Origin of the sequence: Methylobacterium sp. XJLW, from assembly GCF_003254375.1 — a bacterium.
In the GTDB taxonomy this organism is placed as follows: Bacteria; Pseudomonadota; Alphaproteobacteria; order Rhizobiales; family Beijerinckiaceae; genus Methylobacterium; species Methylobacterium fujisawaense.
Genome location: NZ_CP016429.1, coordinates 5,571,801 through 5,586,375 on the forward strand (window position 1 = coordinate 5,571,801; position 14,575 = coordinate 5,586,375).

The following is a 14,575-nucleotide window of genomic DNA, read 5'->3' on the forward strand; positions in this document are numbered from 1 at the left end:
CATGGCTGACTACAGCTCCCTCGACATCCGCCAGCGTTCCGCCTCCACGGAGACGCCGCCGGAGATCCGCCGCCAGGTGGAGGTCGCCAAGCTCATCGACGTGTCGAAGTGCATCGGCTGCAAGGCCTGCCAATCGGCCTGCGAGGAGTGGAACGACCTCCGCGACGATATCGGCGTCAACACGGGCACGTATCAGAACCCCCACGACCTCACCCCGAAGTCGTGGACCCTGATGCGGTTCACCGAGTACGAGAACCCCGAGACCCAGAACCTCGAATGGCTGATCCGCAAGGACGGCTGCATGCACTGCACCGAGCCGGGCTGCCTGAAGGCCTGCCCGTCCCCCGGCGCCATCGTGCAGTACTCCAACGGCATCGTCGACTTCATCGAGGAGAACTGCATCGGCTGCGGCTATTGCGTGAAGGGTTGCCCCTTTAACATCCCGCGCATCAGCCAGACCGACCACAAGGCGTACAAGTGCACCCTGTGCTCGGACCGGGTGGCGGTGGGTCAGGCTCCGGCCTGCGCCAAGGCCTGCCCGACCGGCTCGATCATGTTCGGCACCAAGCAGGCCATGATCGACCAGGCGCATGACCGCGTCGAGGATCTGAAGTCGCGCGGCTTCGCGCATGCCGGCCTCTACGACCCGGCCGGCGTCGGCGGCACGCACGTCATGTACGTGCTGCACCACGCCGACCAACCGAGCCTCTACGCCGGTCTGCCGAACGACCCGAAGATCTCGCCGCTCGTCGCCTTCTGGAAGGGCGGAGCGAAGGTGTTCGGTCTCGCTGCCATGGGCTTCGCCGCGGTGGCGGGCTTCTTCCACTACGTGACGGCCGGCCCCAACGAGGTCGTGCCCGAAGAGGAGGAAGAGGCGGTCGAATACGACGAGGCCAAGCGCCGCGAGACCGGCGGCGGCGAGGCCAGGCCGCACTGAGACCAAGCCCGGGTCGCTCTGCGGCCCGGGCAACGCGACGGACGCCCTCTCCCGCAGGGGAGAGGAGATCCGCGGTCCCCTCCGACGACGCAGGGATCGGGGAATCGAAGACGGCGGGGCCGACAGCCCCTATCTTGAGTTTCCGAGAGCCCCCTCCGCCGCGATGCGGGGCCGGCGCCGCATCAGGCGAGTGAAGGTCGATGACGATCCACCGCGACATCCGGGACGGCGATCCCCGCCCCCTGCACCACGCCAAGTCCGAGGCGACGGAGGTGCTGTACGTCCCGCGCTACACCGGCGTGCAGCGCGTGAACCACTGGATCACCGCGATCCTGTTCACGCTGCTGACCCTGTCGGGCCTGGCGATGTTCACGCCCTACCTGTTCTCGCTCACCGGCCTGTTCGGTGGCGGGCAGGCGACCCGGGCGATCCATCCCTGGTTCGGCGTGGCGCTGGCGGTCAGCTTCTTCTTCCTGTTCGTGCGCTTCTGGAAGCTCAACATCCCCAACAAGGACGATGTCGAGTGGACGAAGCATATCGGCGACGTGGTCACCAACCGTGAGGACCGGCTCCCGGAGCTCGGCAAGTACAATGCCGGACAGAAGGGCGTGTTCTGGGGGCAGACCGCGCTGATCGGCGTGATGTTCGTCACCGGGCTCGTGATCTGGAACACCTATTTCGGCGGCCTCACCTCCATCGAGACCCAGCGCTGGGCGCTTCTGGCCCACTCCCTCGCCGCGGTGATCGCCATCGCGATCATCGTGGTGCACATCTACGCCGGCATCTGGGTCCGCGGCACCGGCCGGGCGATGGTCCGCGGCACGGTCACGGGCGGCTGGGCCTACCGCCATCACCGCAAGTGGTTCCGTCAGATGGCCGGCGGCACGGGCCGCCGGGGTTCGGTGGACAAGCGCGGATCCTGAGCCTTGGCCCGTTTCTTCAAGCGGAAATCCGCGGCTCCGGCCGCGGATGAGACGCCGACCGCAGCACCCGCGACGAGCCCCCGCCGCCGGGATTTCAGCGAGCTGAAGCCCGATCCCGACAAGATCGGGATCTCCGGGTCGGTGCCCTTCGTCCGCCTGCCCGATCCCGCACGGCTGTTCGCCGACCGGTCCGCGCGCCTTCTCGAGGCGGCCCCCGGGCATCCCATGGAGGCCTATCTCCGGTTCGTCGCCGAGGTCGCCCGGGCTCAGGCCGTGATCCAGGCGGAGGGGCCGCCGGCATCGCTTCCAGAGGCCTCCGATCTGGCGCTGCGGAGCGAGCACGGCATGCCGCCCCTGTCGCGGCATAGCCTCGAGGCGGACCAGGGGTTCGACGACGGGCTCCTGGCGCTGCTCGCCGAACTCGACCTCACGACGGCGCCTGAGGCCTCGGTCGCGGCGCGCGACAGCCTGCGTGCGGCGTCCCGGGAGGATCGCCTCGATCTGGCCCTCCAGGTCTTCGAGGGTGCGCTGCCGGTGGACCGGATCGCCGAATGCGTGTTCGTCTCGGCGGCCCTGCAGGTCCGTCTTGCCGAGCAGGCTGCGCGGCTCGACACGAAGACCCTGAAGCCCGTGGCCGACGGGGTCTGCCCCTGCTGCGGCGGCGCGCCTGTGGCGAGCGTCATCGTCGCCTGGACCCCGGCCGACAAGGCGCGTTACCTGAGCTGCTCGCTCTGCGGCACGTATTGGAATCACGTCCGGATCCGCTGCACCGCCTGCGGCGACGGCGAGGGCGTCAGCTATTACGGCCTCGACGAGGTCTCGAAGGACGTCCAGGTCGAGACCTGCACGACCTGCCACAGCTACATCAAGCACCTGCACCAGCACCGGGCGCCGACCCTCGACCCGGTCGCGGACGACATCGCGTCCTATGGGCTCGATCTGAAGATCGCCGAGGAAGGGTTTCGGCGGGCCGGACTGAACCTGCTCTTCGTGATCTAGCCGGACTCTGGCATCCGCGCCGGCGCGGTTTACGTCCCGGACCGCACCCCCGTGCGAACACACCCGCATCCACGGCCGCGACGGCGGCCTGCAGAAAGCGGCGTGGCCGGCTGGACGGCCCTTCGTGCAGGCTCGGCAACGCTCCACCGCTTCCGGATGGGGGCGGGTCGGAACCGCTCGGGATGCCGCAAAGCTCAGCCCGTCAAGTGGATGCGGCCGATCCTGCGCGAGCGGGTCGGACCGGCCGCGTCCGCTCAGCGATAGCCATACCGGCTCTTGGCGGCGGCGAGCAGGTGCAGGGCTTCGCCGGACTTGCCGGCCGCGCATTCCGCCGCGGCCTGGGCGAGGTCGGCGCCGAAGCGGTCGCCCACGGGCTTGTTGAGATTGCCGGTGGCCACGTCGCTGTCGACGATCGCCTTGGTCCGGGCGATCTCAGGGCCGCAGCCGCTGCCCGTCGGCAGGACGATCGGGGCCGGAATGACGGGCGAGGGCTCGGAGACCGCGGGCGCAGCGCGCTGCTGACAGGCGCCCAACGCCGCGACGGCGAGGGCGGCGAGGCTGAGACGCATCGATCGACGGGACGCGGGCACGGCTGTCATCCTGTTGGGGCGCACGGGCTGCGCCGCCGGGGTTGTGAGCCGAGCTTGGCAGTGGGTCAATCGCCCCGGCCGCAGGCCGATCGGGCGCGGCCGGCGGGCGGTCAGGGTCGAGACCGCGAAACAGGCTGTCTTCAGAAGAGGTTGGCGCGCGCTGCCGCCGACCGGGTCCGGCAGCGCGCTCCGAATCGTGACGGAGCCTACTTCGCTTTCTCGGAGATCGCCTTCAGGCCGGAATCGTAGATGCCCTGGATCGCGTCCTTGGCGACCGTGTCCGGCGCGCCCTTGGCGTTGAAGGTCCCGGTCCAAGTCACTTTTGAGCCGGATTCCGCGGGGGCGACCGAGAGCGTGGACTTGTAGTCCGAGACCGGCAGCGGGCTCTCCAGGATCGTGTAGGTGTAGCTCATCACCTTGTCGTCCCGGGAGACCTGCTCCTCCTTGATGGTGCCGCCGCCCTTCAGGCTGAGGGTTCGGACCTTCATGCCGTCCTTGTCGGACAGGACGCACTTCTCGATGGCGGGATGCCAGTCGCCGATGCCGCAGAACTCGCCGATGGTCTGCCAGACCTTGGCCGGGGGCGCGGCGATGTCGGCCGAGCGCGTCACCTCAAGGGCGTAACCCGGCACGGTGGCCGCCGCGAGCGCCAGGGCGGCAAAGGGGAGGGAGCGGCAGAAAGCGAAGGGCATCTTGGGGGTGTCTCCGTCCGTCTGAAATCGCAGCATCGGCCGCGAGGGGCTCTGATGGCCGCGCAGGAGCTAGGCCGGCATCACGCTCTCGGCAATGGGTCGCGGCGGCCGCGCATGACGATCGTGCCTGGACGATGCCGTCCGAGGCCGGGCTACCAGCCGTCCATCCCGTCGGTCTCGGCCGGGTATCCGTAGACGGTTGCGGGCGCGTAGCCGGACCCGGCGGGACGATAATACGCCGGCAGCGACCGGCGGCCCATCTGATCGTTGTCCGCCAGCAGATCGTCCGGCTGATAGGGGTTGCGGCGCCGGGCGACGCGCGTCCCCCGCTGGCCCCGATCCGCCATCGGGACGTCCGCGCCCTCGATCACGACCCGCGTCCGGCCGACGCCCTCGGCCTTGACGAGGTTGAACAGGGTCGCGGCGTTGCGCACCGACAGGCGCACGCAGCCGTGCGAGGCCGCACGCCCCAGGCTGCGGACATGATTGGTGCCGTGAATGGCGTGGCCCTGGGTGGTGAAGAACATCGCGAAGGGCATGGGGGCGTCGTCCCACTCCTTCGAGAAATGCGTCCGCTCCATCCGGAAGGGCCGGTAGGAGCCGGACGGGGTGTCGTAGCTCGCGACGCCGGTGGAAACGGGCCAGGAATAACGCGGCTGGCCGTTGACCGAAACCTCCATGCGCTGGGTGGTCTTGTCGACGTTCACGACCACATCCGCGCGGGCTGCGCCTGGGGTCGCGCTCCACAGGAGCAGGCCGGACAGGACCGAGATCAGACCGATACGCATGGACGACTCCGGCGTGAACAACCGCGGCGGTTTGCCGTCACGCTAAGCCGTTGGCAACGCCGAGGTTCCGGCCGGCTCCGGCCCTGCGTAGTCACGCTTTGCCGAGGCCGTCACGGCGCCGCCATGTGGCCGGCGCTGCGGCGGATCGCGGCCTCCGCCTCGTCGGCGATCCGCCGCACCACGTCGCCGGCCCCGGGCAGATCCTCGATCAGCCCGACGGCCTCCCCGACCGTGACGTTGGCGACATCGTAATCGCCCGCCGCGTCGGCCTCCTCCACGTCCCGTCGCCGCTCGGCGGCGGCCGCGTGAAGCGCGTCCTCGCGGCCGTGCCAGGTGTCGATGAAGGCGTTGCGCAGGAGCCGGCCGGTATAGGATGCCGGCCAGGGCCGCTGCCGGGCGATGTCGTAGACCCGCGTGCGCACCGTGTCGTCGCCGGTCGCGGCGAGCACCCGCTGCTTCGCGGCCGGGTGGATCAGGGCTTCCCGGGTCGCCCAGAACCGCGTGCCCACGAGCACGCCGTCGGCCCCGAGGGCCAGGGCTGCGGCGAGACCGCGGCCATCGGCGATGCCGCCCGCCGCCAGCAGCAGGGTCTCCGGGTGCTCCCGGGCGATCAGATCGGCGACGACGGGCACGAAGGCCATCGTCCCGCGCGCGGCGAGCCCGTGGCCGCCAGCCTCCGTCCCCTGGGCGACCACGACGGCCGCACCGACCTCCAGGGCGCGCCGGGCATGCGCGAGGGTGTGAACCTGGCAGATCAGGGGCACGCCGGCCGCCCGGATCCGCGCGGCGAAGGGGGCGGGATCGGCGAAGGAGAGCATCAGGGCGGCGGGGGCGCGGGCGAGCACCGCGTCGAGGAGCGACGGGTCCCGGGCCATGGACCACGTGATGAAGCCGCAGCCGATCCGTTGGTTGCCGGCGGCGGCGAACTCCCGCTGGAGCCGGTCGTGATCGCCGTAGCCGCCGCCGATCAGCCCGAGTCCGCCGGCCGCGCTCACGGCCGCAGCCAGGGCCCCGCCCGATGCCGGGTCCATGGGGGCCAGCACGACCGGATGGCGCAGCCCGAACGCCTCGGTGAGTCGTGTCCTCAGAGCCATGGTCCCTCCCCGCTTCGCATCCGGCTCGACCCTCGGTCGCGCACGCGGCGCCGCCGACGGGATCTCAGGCTTATCGACCCGCTTGACGCAGAAAAAATGATTCCTTCAGAAGGATGTCATCGCGAAAGCAGATGGCATGAACAGCACCGACCTGATGTTCTTCGCCGCCGTCGCCGAGACCGGCGGCATCGGGCGCGCGGCGGCCCGGCTCAACACCGTGCAGTCGAACGTCACCGGGCGGATCCGGGCGCTGGAGCAGGCCCTGCAGGTGCCGCTCTTCCACCGCGGCAGCCGTGGGGTGACGCTGACCCGGGCCGGAGAGCGGCTCCTGCCCTACGCGATCCAGGTCGGGCGGCTGCTGTCGGAGGCGCGGCATGCGCTGCTCTCCGAGGGCGAGCCGCGCGGACCGCTGCGGATCGGCGCCATGGAGACGACCGCGGCCCTGCGCCTGCCTGGTCCGCTCGCCGCCTTCGCCGCCCGCCACCCGGAGGTGGACATCGAGCTGGAGACCGGCCCGACGGAGCAGCTGATCGCCCGGGTTCTCGACAGGGTCCTCGAAGGGGCTTTCGTCGCCGGTCCGGTCATTCAGGCCGACCTCGTCGCGATCCCGGTGCTCACGGAGGACCTGGTGCTGGTGGCGCATCCGGCCGTCGGCGACCCGGCGGCGCTGCTCGACCGGCTGGGCCGCGCGCGGGAGGCGAAGGTGCTCGTGTTCCGGGCCGGCTGCACGTACCGGAGGCGCCTGGAGGACTTTCTGGCCCGGCAGGGCCTCGTGCATGTCCGCCGCATGGAATTCGGGACCCTCGACGGCATCCTCGGCTGCGTGGCCGCCGGATTGGGCGTGACGTTGATCCCGCGCGTCGTCGCGGAGCCCGCCCGCCGCGCCGGGCGCGTATCGGTCCATCCGCTTCCGGATGGCGACGGACATGCCCAGACCCTGCTGGTCCACCGCAGGGACAGCCAGCCGAGCGCGGCGTTCATGCGGTTTGCCGAGCAGATCCGCGCAGCCTTCCCGGCCTGACGGCACGGACCATGCCTCACCGACCGCCGGTTGACAGCGGCCCGAGCCCGGGGGCCTCCTTCGGCCACAGACGGTTCGGAGTTCCCATGGCCCTCGACCCCACCCTCGCCGCCGAGATCGAAGCGTCCGTGGCGGAGGGCTTTGCCGATCAGGTCGCCCACACGCAGGCTCTGGTCCGGTTCGCCTCCCTGCGGGGCGCGGAGCATGCCTGCCAGGATTACGTCTTCGCGCAATTCCGCGCCCGGGGCTACGCGACCGAGCGCTTCGCCATGGACCGCGCCGCCATCGCGGCGCATCCGGGGGGCTCCAAGATCGATGACGCCCTCCATTCGGACGCGCCGATCGTCGTCTGCCACCACCGCCCGAACACCGAGACCGGGCGCTCGCTGATCCTGCAGGCGCATGTCGACGTGGTGCCGACCGGCCCGCTCGATCTCTGGACCCATCGGCCCTTCGACCCGGTCGTCGAGGGCGACTGGCTATACGGCCGCGGGGCCGGCGACATGAAGGCGGGACACGCCGCGAACCTGTTCGCCCTCGACGCCCTGGCCCGCCTCGGCCTGCAGCCGGCGGCCTCCGTGACGGTGCAGTCGGTGGTCGAGGAGGAATCGACCGGCAACGGCGCGCTGATGACCCATCTGCGCGGCTACCGGGCCGACGCCGTGCTGATCCCCGAGCCCGAGGACGAGAAGCTCGTGCGCGCCAATACCGGCGTGCTCTGGTTCGCCGTGGAGGTCCGGGGCGTGCCGGTCCACGTCCGCGAGATGGGGGCGGGCGCCAACGCCATCGACGCCACCTACCGGGTGATCGGCGCGCTCCGGGAGGTCGAGGCCCGCTGGAACGCCGAGACGAGCGCGCACCCGCATTTCGAGAACGAGGACCACCCGATCAATCTCAATATCGGCAAGATCGAGGGCGGCGACTGGGCCTCCTCGGTCCCGGCCTGGTGCCGGATCCACTGCCGCATCGCGCTCTATCCGGGCGTGACCGCCGCCCAGGCCGCCGCCGAGATCGAGGCGGCGGTGTCGCGCTTCGCCCGTAGCGACCCGTTCCTGGCCAACAATCCGCCGCGCGTGGTCTTCAACGGCTTCTTCGTCGAGGGCTACGTGCTGGAGGCGGGCTCCGAGGCCGAGGCCGTGCTCGGCCGCGCCCACGCGCGGGCGATCGGTTCGCCGCTGCAGAGCTTCACGTCGCCCTCCTACCTCGATACCCGCGTGCACGCCCTCTACGACCGGGTGCCGGCGCTCTGCTACGGTCCGACCGCCCAGAACATCCACGGCTTCGACGAGCGGGTGAGCCTGGCCTCCGTGCAACGCTGCACCACCGCCATGGCGCTGTTCGTGGCCGAGTGGTGCGGGACCGAGCGCAAGGCCGCCTGAGGTCGGCAGGCCGGGGTCGGGGGCGGGTTCCCTCCCCCCGCAGGGGAGAGGGCTTGGTGCGCGTGCTTTCTTCGCAGCGCGACGCGCGCTGACCGGACAGCCCCGGCTCAGGGGATCAGCCGGTCCGCCCGGAGCCGGCCGAACAGGTCGAAGAACGCGTCGTCCGTGGGCTGGTAGGCCGTGAAGCCGAGGCGCCGGCTCTTGCTCATGTCGGTGACGACCTCAATCGGCCGGCCGAGATCGGCATCCGTGTGCCAGGGGGAGGCCAGCTTCTCGAGGTTCGGCTCGGCGAGCCCATGCCGCGCGGCGATCTCCGCCCAGGCCGGCCCGTCCTGCGCCATCCGGGGCTCGAGCGGCCGGTGCGTGCCGTCGAAGGGCACCGCCTCGATCCCGAACCAGTCGGCGATCCGGCCCCACATCCAGCTCCAGCGGAAGACGTCGCCGTTGACGACGTTGAAGGCTTCGTTCGCCGCCTTCGGCTCCGTGGAGGCCCAGAGCAGCTGGCGGGCGAGCAACCGCGCGTCGGTCATGTCGGTGAGCCCGTTCCACTGTACGGCCGAGCCCGGGAACACGAACGGCCGCCCCAGCTCCCGGCACAGGGTGGCGTAGCAGGCGAGCGTCGTGCCCATGTTCATGGCGTTGCCCACCGCCTTGCCGATGATCGTGTGCGGGCGGTGGACGCTCCAGGTGAAGCCGTCGCGCGCGGCGGCCGCGAAGACCGCGTCCTCCTGGGCGTAATAGAAGTTCTCGATATCGAGCCGGCCCTGGTCCTCGCGGAACGGCGTCTGCGGCAGGCGGCCTTTGCCGTAGGCCTCGAACGGGCCGAGATAGTGCTTCAGCCCCGTCACCAGGGCGACGTGGCGGACGCTGCCCTTCGGGCGCAGGGCCTCGAGCAGGTTCTCGATCATGGCCCGGTTGATGCGGATCATCTCCGCCTCGGTGGGACGCCGCTGCCAGGTCGCCAGGAACACGTGGGACGGGGCGATGTCGGCGAGCGCCCGCGCCAGGGAGGCCGGATCCTGCAGGTCGCCGGCCACTGGCGCGACGCCGTCCTGCCGCACCGGGTGACGGGCGAGGCCGGCAACCTGCCAGCCCTCCTGATGGAGCAGCGCCGCGGTGGCGCTGCCGACGATGCCGCTGGCGCCGACGATCAGGGCGGTGTTCGACATAGAAACCCTCATGCCCGGCTCAAATCCGGGTCCGGGGCAGATGGGCGTCGGCAGTGTCGCGACAACCCCACCGCGCGCCGGGGGCGCCTGTGCGGACCGCAAGGGTTGCGGGATCGCGTCACCCCTCTCCGTCACCGCGTGCGCAGCGACGCGACCCAGGGCAGCGCGACATCCTTAAGCATGGCGCGACCCTGGATTGCTTCGCTGCGCTCGCAAAGGCGGATAGCGCTCTCAGGCGGCCCGGTCGATCGCCGCGCCCAGGACGTCCACGATCTCGCCGATCTGGCCGCGCTCGATGATCAGCGGCGGCGACAGTGCGATGATGTCGCCGGTCACCCGGGTGAGCAGGCCGCGCTCGAAGCAGTCCACGAACACCTCGTAGGCGCGCTTGCCGGGCGCGTCCGGCCGCGGCGCCAGCTCGATGCCGGCGATCAGCCCGATGGTGCGGATGTCGATGACGTTCTTGCGCCCGCGCAGGTCGTGCATCGCCGCGGCCCAGTCGTCGGCGATGTCGGTGACGCGGGTCAGCAGCCCCTCGTCCCGGTAGATGTCCAGCGTGGCGATGCCGGCCGCGCAGGCGACCGGATGCCCGGAATAGGTGTAGCCGTGGAACAGCTCGATCCCGTCCGGGCCGTGCATCAGCCCGTCATGGACCGCCCGGCTCGCGAAGACCGCGCCCATCGGCACCGTGCCGTTGGTCAGGCCCTTGGCGCTGGTCACGAGGTCCGGGACGACGCCGAAGAAGTCGGTCGCGAACGGCGCGCCGAGGCGGCCAAATCCGGAAATGACCTCGTCGAAGATCAGCAGGATGCCGTGCTTCGTGCAGATCTCGCGCAGGCGCTCCAGGTAGCCCTTCGGCGGGATCAGCACCCCCGTGGAGCCCGCCACCGGCTCGACGATGCAGGCCGCGATGGTCTCGGCCCCGTGGAGGGCCACCAGCCGCTCCAGATCCTCGGCGAGTTCCGCCCCGTGCTCGGGCTGGCCCTTCACGAAGGCGTTGCGGGCCGGGTCGTGGGTGTGGCGCAGGTGGTCGGTGCCGTTGAGCTGCGGGAAGACCCGGCGGTTCGACACGATGCCGCCGACCGAGAGCCCGCCGAAGCCGACGCCGTGATAGCCGCGCTCGCGGCCGATCAGCCGGGTGCGGGTCCCCTGCCCGATCGCCCGCTGGTAGGCCAGCGCGATCTTGAGGGCCGTGTCGACCGATTCCGAGCCGGAATTGGTGAAGAACACCCGGTCGAGGCGCTTGTCGGGGCCGCCCGGGGCGATCTCGGCGAGGCGTTCGGCGAATTCGAACGCGATCGGGTGGCCCATCTGGAAGGTCGGGGCGAAGTCGAGGGTCGCGAGCTGGCGCTCCACGGCCGCCGCGATGCCCCGGCGCCCGTGGCCGGCATTGACGCACCAGAGGCCCGCGGTGCCGTCGAGGACTGAGCGGCCGTCATCGGCGGTGTAGTGCATGCCCTCGGCCGACACGAGCAGGCGTGGCGCCGCCTTGAACTGGCGGTTGGCCGTGAACGGCATCCAGAAGGCGTCCATCGCGGGCGTGTTGCGGAGCGGATGGTCGGTCATGGGGCGGTTCTCCGGGGCGGGCGGCGCGGATCGGGCGGCGGGACCAGGGGACACCTTCGCCGATCGGGCAACAAGTCCTTTTCTGGTCGCCGCCAACCCCTTGCAGGAATGGGGCCGCGGGTGGCACCGTTGCGGGATCCGCAACACCTGAAACGGGCCTGAGCCGGATGAGCATCGATGTCGGCGCGCGCCTGCGCTTCGTGCGCGCCCGCCACGGCCTGTCGCAGCGGACGCTCGCCAAGCGCGCCGGCGTGACCAACTCGGCGATCTCGCTGATCGAGGCGAACCGGGTGAACCCGTCGGTGGGTGCGCTCAAGCGGATCCTCGACGGGGTGCCGATCGGCATGGCCGAGTTCTTCGCCCTGGAGCCGGAGCCGGAGCGCAAGGCGTTCTTCGCCGCCGAGGAGCTGACCGAGATCGGCCGCCGGGCCGCCAAGGGGGCGATCTCGTACCGCCAGGTCGGCGACAGCCTGTTCGGCCGCAAGCTCCAGATCCTCAAGGAGCGCTACGAGCCCGGGGCCGATACCGGCCGGGTGCCGCTCTCCCACGAGGGCGAGGAGGGTGGCATCGTGCTCTCCGGCCGCCTGGAGGTGACGGTGGACGCCGAGCGCCGGATCCTCGGCCCCGGCGACGCCTACAGCTTCGACAGCCGCCGCCCGCACCGGTTCCGCTGCGTCGGGCCCAACCCCTGCGAGGTGGTGAGCGCCTGCACGCCGCCGAGCTTCTGACGGCAGGCCGCCCGCGGTGCCGTCCGGGCCGATTGATCCGGATTCGCTCGAAAGCCCCGGATCTGCGTAACGCGGGATTCAGGCGGGAGGATTAGAAGAGGGTCATGGATACCCTGGCCGCCACCGCCGTTCAGATGCTGGGCTCGTCCCAGAACCAGCAGATCGGCATCGCCGTCGCCAAGCAGCAGCTCGCGGCCGACAAGGCCGTCGCCGGGCTCGTCGCGGACAGCGCCCAGAGCGCGGCAAGCGCCAGTCCCCCGGCGCCCCCCGGACAGGGACTGAGCGTCGACCTGCGGGTTTGACCGGGGCCCCCGCCTTGCCGGCGGCGCGAACGAATTCCGCGCGCGCAGACGGCATGGTCTCCGGCCGGCGTTGAACCCCTGCCCTACCCGAATCCGTAGAGCCGGCGCGGGTTGTCGGCGAAGACCATCCGGCGCCGATCCGCGTCCGGCACCCAGTCGGCCATCAGGTCGAGGAGCGTCGCGGTCCGGGGCGGCCCGTCCCAGGCGGCCACGTGCGGCCAGTCCGAGCCCCAGAGACAGCGCTCGGGGGCGGCGTCGTTGAGGGCGCGGGCGAACGGGATCGTGTCGGCGTAGGGCGGACCGGTCACGGAATCCCGGAAGGCGCCCGACAGCTTCACCCAGTTGCCGTCGGCGACGAGGCCGAGCAGCGCCCGGAAGCCCGGATGGTCCACGCCGGCCGAGGTCGGCATATGGCCCATATGGTCGAAGACCAGCGGCACCGGCAGCCGCGACAGGCGGCCCGCGATGGGCGGCAGTTCACGGGCATCGAGCAGGAACTGGAGGTGCCAGCCCATCTCGCGGGCGAGCGCCCCGTAGGACTCGACCTGATCCAGCCCGACCCCGCCGCCGAACAGAACGTTGAGCCGCAGGCCGACCACTCCGGCCTCCTTGAGGGCGGCGAGTTCCCCGTCGGGCAGGCCGAGCGGGATCACCGCGATGCCGCGCAGACGCTCCCGGTTGGCCCGGAGCGTCTCCACCATCAGCCGGTTGTCGGTGCCGTGGACGCTGACCTGGACCAGTACGCCGTTGGCCATGCCGGTGGCGTCGAGCATCGCGAGATACCGGTCCGCCGGGGCGGCCGGGGGCGTGTAGCTGCGGTCGGCCACCAGCGGATAGGCCGGCGGCAGGCCGATCACGTGGGCGTGGGTGTCGACCGCGCCGGCGGGCACCCGGTAGCGGGTGGGCCCGCCCGGATGCGGATCCGGGGCGGGGCAGTCTCGGATCTCCGGCATGGTCAGGTATCCGCGTGCAGGACCCGGCCGCGGGTCTCGGGCAGCGCGAAGGCCGCCAGGAAGAAGATCCCGTAGGCGATGGCCGCGAAGATCGCGATGGCCGAGGCGAGGCCGGCGCGCTCGGCGAGGAAGCCGACCAGCGCCGGGAACAGGGCGCCGACGCCCCGGCCGAAATTGTAGCAGAAGCCCTGCCCCGAGCCGCGCAGGCGGGTCGGGTAGAGCTCGGTCAGGAAGGCGCCCATGCCGGAGAAGTAGCCGGAGGCGAAGAACCCGAGGGGGAAGCCCAGCACCCAGAGCACGCTGTTGGAGAGCGGGATCTGCGTGTAGGCGACGATCACCGCGATGGCGCCCAGCGAGAAGATCAGGAACAGCGGCCGCCGCCCGAGCCGGTCGGCGAGCCAGGCGCCGACCAGGTAGCCGGTGAACGAGCCGATGATCAGCGCCGCGAGGTAGCCGGTGGAGGACACCACCGACAGGCCGCGCTCGGTGGTGAGGAAGCGCGGCACCCAGGTGGTGATCGCGTAATAGCCGCCCTGGCAGCCCGCCGCCGCCAGCGAGGCGAGCAGGGTGGTCTTGAGGATCGGCCCGGAGAAAATCTCCCAGATCTTCGGCCGGTCGCCGGTGGCGATGGCCCGGGCGCGGGTCTCGGCGGCGACCTGCGGCTCCTGGACGTAGCGGCGCAGGTAGAAGATCAGCAGGGCCGGCAGGGCGCCCACCGCGAACATCCAGCGCCACGCGATCTCGGGGGGCAGCAGCGAGAAGGTCACCGCCTGCGACAGGACCGCCAGCCCCCAGCCGATGGCCCAGCCGGACTGGACGGAGCCGACCGCCCGGCCGCGATACTCGGCCCGGATGGTCTCGCCGATCAGCACGGCGCCGGCCGCCCACTCGCCGCCGAAGCCGAGGCCCAGGATCGCCCGGGCCACGAGGAGCTGCTCGAAATTCTGCACGAAGGCGCAGAGCAGGGAGAAGAAGGAAAACCACAGGATGGTGATCTGCAGGGTCAGAACCCGGCCGATCCGGTCGGCGATGAAGCCCGCGAGCCAGCCGCCCAGCGCCGAGGCCAGCAGCGTCACCGTGGCGGCGAGACCGGCCGTGCCGGCATCCACGTGCCACAGGGCCATGATCGTCCCGATCACCAGCGGGTAGATCATGAAGTCCATGCCGTCGAGGCACCAGCCGGCCGCGCAGGCCCAGAAGGTGTGCCGCTCCGGCGGGGTCATCGAACGATAGAAGGCGGTGAGGCTGGCGTCGCGGATCTCGACCACCTCCACGGCCGCGCGCCCCTGCCCGGTTGCTGAACTCATCACCGTCTCCCGCCGCCGGATACCAGTATCGGCGTCCCAGGCTGAGCTGTCCAACGATGCGGCGGGCCACGCAAGGAAAAGGCCGCCCGGAGGCGGCCTGTCCCATTCTTTTCGCTGTCGATGACGC

15 protein-coding genes are annotated in these 14,575 nt (G+C 71.1%); 7 read left to right on the top strand and 8 right to left on the bottom strand.

All coding sequences use genetic code 11. From position 1 onward, the window contains the following. Position 1 precedes the first annotated feature (1 nt). From fdxH to fdhE, 3 genes are all read left to right on the top strand, one after another. Positions 2-937, top strand: coding sequence for a formate dehydrogenase subunit beta (gene fdxH, locus A3862_RS25640; protein WP_043756175.1), 936 nt, complete (start codon positions 2-4; stop codon positions 935-937). Positions 938-1,137: 200 nt separating this feature from the next. Continuing rightward, complete coding sequence (locus A3862_RS25645; protein ID WP_075379820.1) at positions 1,138-1,860, top strand: formate dehydrogenase subunit gamma; 723 nt, start codon at positions 1,138-1,140, stop codon at positions 1,858-1,860. A gap of 3 nt (positions 1,861-1,863) precedes the next feature. Then, a complete protein-coding gene (gene fdhE / locus A3862_RS25650; protein WP_052083560.1) occupies positions 1,864-2,859 on the top strand; it encodes a formate dehydrogenase accessory protein FdhE in 996 nt (331 codons plus the stop codon). Positions 2,860-3,113: 254 nt separating this feature from the next. Here fdhE and A3862_RS25655 read toward each other — a convergent pair whose 3' ends face one another. From A3862_RS25655 to A3862_RS25670, 4 genes are all read right to left on the bottom strand, one after another. Next, on the bottom strand, positions 3,114-3,458 hold the full coding sequence (locus tag A3862_RS25655; protein ID WP_081948680.1) for a hypothetical protein: 345 nt from the start codon (positions 3,456-3,458) through the stop codon (positions 3,114-3,116). A gap of 197 nt (positions 3,459-3,655) precedes the next feature. Then, positions 3,656-4,141 (bottom strand): SRPBCC family protein, encoded by a 486-nt coding sequence (locus A3862_RS25660; RefSeq protein ID WP_043347923.1) that lies wholly within the window; start codon positions 4,139-4,141, stop codon positions 3,656-3,658. Positions 4,142-4,293: 152 nt separating this feature from the next. Further along, positions 4,294-4,929 (bottom strand): L,D-transpeptidase, encoded by a 636-nt coding sequence (locus A3862_RS25665; RefSeq protein ID WP_043383475.1) that lies wholly within the window; start codon positions 4,927-4,929, stop codon positions 4,294-4,296. A 110-nt stretch (positions 4,930-5,039) separates the two neighbouring features. Further along, positions 5,040-6,023, bottom strand: a complete 984-nt coding sequence (locus A3862_RS25670; RefSeq protein WP_043756173.1) for an NAD(P)H-dependent flavin oxidoreductase — start codon at positions 6,021-6,023, stop codon at positions 5,040-5,042. Positions 6,024-6,159: 136 nt separating this feature from the next. On the opposite strand from A3862_RS25670, the gene A3862_RS25675 reads away from it, so the two are divergent. Together A3862_RS25675 and A3862_RS25680 are read left to right on the top strand one after the other, a co-directional pair. Then, the gene (locus tag A3862_RS25675) at positions 6,160-7,044 is read left to right on the top strand and encodes a LysR family transcriptional regulator (RefSeq protein ID WP_043756171.1); all 885 of its coding nucleotides are present in this window, start codon (positions 6,160-6,162) and stop codon (positions 7,042-7,044) included. A gap of 86 nt (positions 7,045-7,130) precedes the next feature. Continuing rightward, complete coding sequence (locus A3862_RS25680; RefSeq protein ID WP_043756169.1) at positions 7,131-8,423, top strand: ArgE/DapE family deacylase; 1,293 nt, start codon at positions 7,131-7,133, stop codon at positions 8,421-8,423. 107 nt (positions 8,424-8,530) lie between these two features. On the opposite strand, the gene A3862_RS25685 is transcribed toward A3862_RS25680, so the two are convergent. Together A3862_RS25685 and A3862_RS25690 are read right to left on the bottom strand one after the other, a co-directional pair. After that, complete coding sequence (locus A3862_RS25685; protein ID WP_043383463.1) at positions 8,531-9,592, bottom strand: SDR family oxidoreductase; 1,062 nt, start codon at positions 9,590-9,592, stop codon at positions 8,531-8,533. A 231-nt stretch (positions 9,593-9,823) separates the two neighbouring features. Next, a complete protein-coding gene (locus A3862_RS25690; RefSeq protein WP_043347931.1) occupies positions 9,824-11,158 on the bottom strand; it encodes an aspartate aminotransferase family protein in 1,335 nt (444 codons plus the stop codon). 167 nt (positions 11,159-11,325) lie between these two features. On the opposite strand from A3862_RS25690, the gene A3862_RS25695 reads away from it, so the two are divergent. Next, positions 11,326-11,886 (top strand): cupin domain-containing protein, encoded by a 561-nt coding sequence (locus tag A3862_RS25695; protein WP_012318079.1) that lies wholly within the window; start codon positions 11,326-11,328, stop codon positions 11,884-11,886. A gap of 104 nt (positions 11,887-11,990) precedes the next feature. Further along, the gene (locus tag A3862_RS25700) at positions 11,991-12,188 is read left to right on the top strand and encodes a hypothetical protein (protein WP_043383461.1); all 198 of its coding nucleotides are present in this window, start codon (positions 11,991-11,993) and stop codon (positions 12,186-12,188) included. A gap of 83 nt (positions 12,189-12,271) precedes the next feature. On the opposite strand, the gene A3862_RS25705 is transcribed toward A3862_RS25700, so the two are convergent. Next, positions 12,272-13,141 (bottom strand): amidohydrolase family protein, encoded by an 870-nt coding sequence (locus A3862_RS25705; protein ID WP_043347936.1) that lies wholly within the window; start codon positions 13,139-13,141, stop codon positions 12,272-12,274. Between the two features lie 2 nt (positions 13,142-13,143). Beyond that, positions 13,144-14,448, bottom strand: a complete 1,305-nt coding sequence (locus A3862_RS25710; protein WP_043383458.1) for an MFS transporter — start codon at positions 14,446-14,448, stop codon at positions 13,144-13,146. Positions 14,449-14,575: the final 127 nt, after the last annotated feature.

Excerpts from the sequence above, each read along its gene's own strand:
- fdxH (WP_043756175.1), top strand. The coding sequence starts at position 2 with ATGGCTGACTACAGCTCCCTCGACATCCGCCAGCGTTCCGCCTCCACG.
- A3862_RS25670 (WP_043756173.1), bottom strand. The coding sequence starts at position 6,023 with ATGGCTCTGAGGACACGACTCACCGAGGCGTTCGGGCTGCGCCATCCG.
- A3862_RS25695 (WP_012318079.1), top strand. The coding sequence starts at position 11,326 with ATGAGCATCGATGTCGGCGCGCGCCTGCGCTTCGTGCGCGCCCGCCAC.
- A3862_RS25705 (WP_043347936.1), bottom strand. The coding sequence starts at position 13,141 with ATGCCGGAGATCCGAGACTGCCCCGCCCCGGATCCGCATCCGGGCGGG.
- A3862_RS25680 (WP_043756169.1), top strand. The coding sequence starts at position 7,131 with ATGGCCCTCGACCCCACCCTCGCCGCCGAGATCGAAGCGTCCGTGGCG.
- A3862_RS25665 (WP_043383475.1), bottom strand. The coding sequence starts at position 4,929 with ATGCGTATCGGTCTGATCTCGGTCCTGTCCGGCCTGCTCCTGTGGAGC.
- A3862_RS25660 (WP_043347923.1), bottom strand. The coding sequence starts at position 4,141 with ATGCCCTTCGCTTTCTGCCGCTCCCTCCCCTTTGCCGCCCTGGCGCTC.
- A3862_RS25655 (WP_081948680.1), bottom strand. The coding sequence starts at position 3,458 with ATGACAGCCGTGCCCGCGTCCCGTCGATCGATGCGTCTCAGCCTCGCC.
- A3862_RS25645 (WP_075379820.1), top strand. The coding sequence starts at position 1,138 with ATGACGATCCACCGCGACATCCGGGACGGCGATCCCCGCCCCCTGCAC.
- A3862_RS25710 (WP_043383458.1), bottom strand. The coding sequence starts at position 14,448 with ATGAGTTCAGCAACCGGGCAGGGGCGCGCGGCCGTGGAGGTGGTCGAG.
- A3862_RS25685 (WP_043383463.1), bottom strand. The coding sequence starts at position 9,592 with ATGTCGAACACCGCCCTGATCGTCGGCGCCAGCGGCATCGTCGGCAGC.
- A3862_RS25675 (WP_043756171.1), top strand. The coding sequence starts at position 6,160 with ATGAACAGCACCGACCTGATGTTCTTCGCCGCCGTCGCCGAGACCGGC.
- A3862_RS25690 (WP_043347931.1), bottom strand. The coding sequence starts at position 11,158 with ATGACCGACCATCCGCTCCGCAACACGCCCGCGATGGACGCCTTCTGG.
- A3862_RS25700 (WP_043383461.1), top strand. The coding sequence starts at position 11,991 with ATGGATACCCTGGCCGCCACCGCCGTTCAGATGCTGGGCTCGTCCCAG.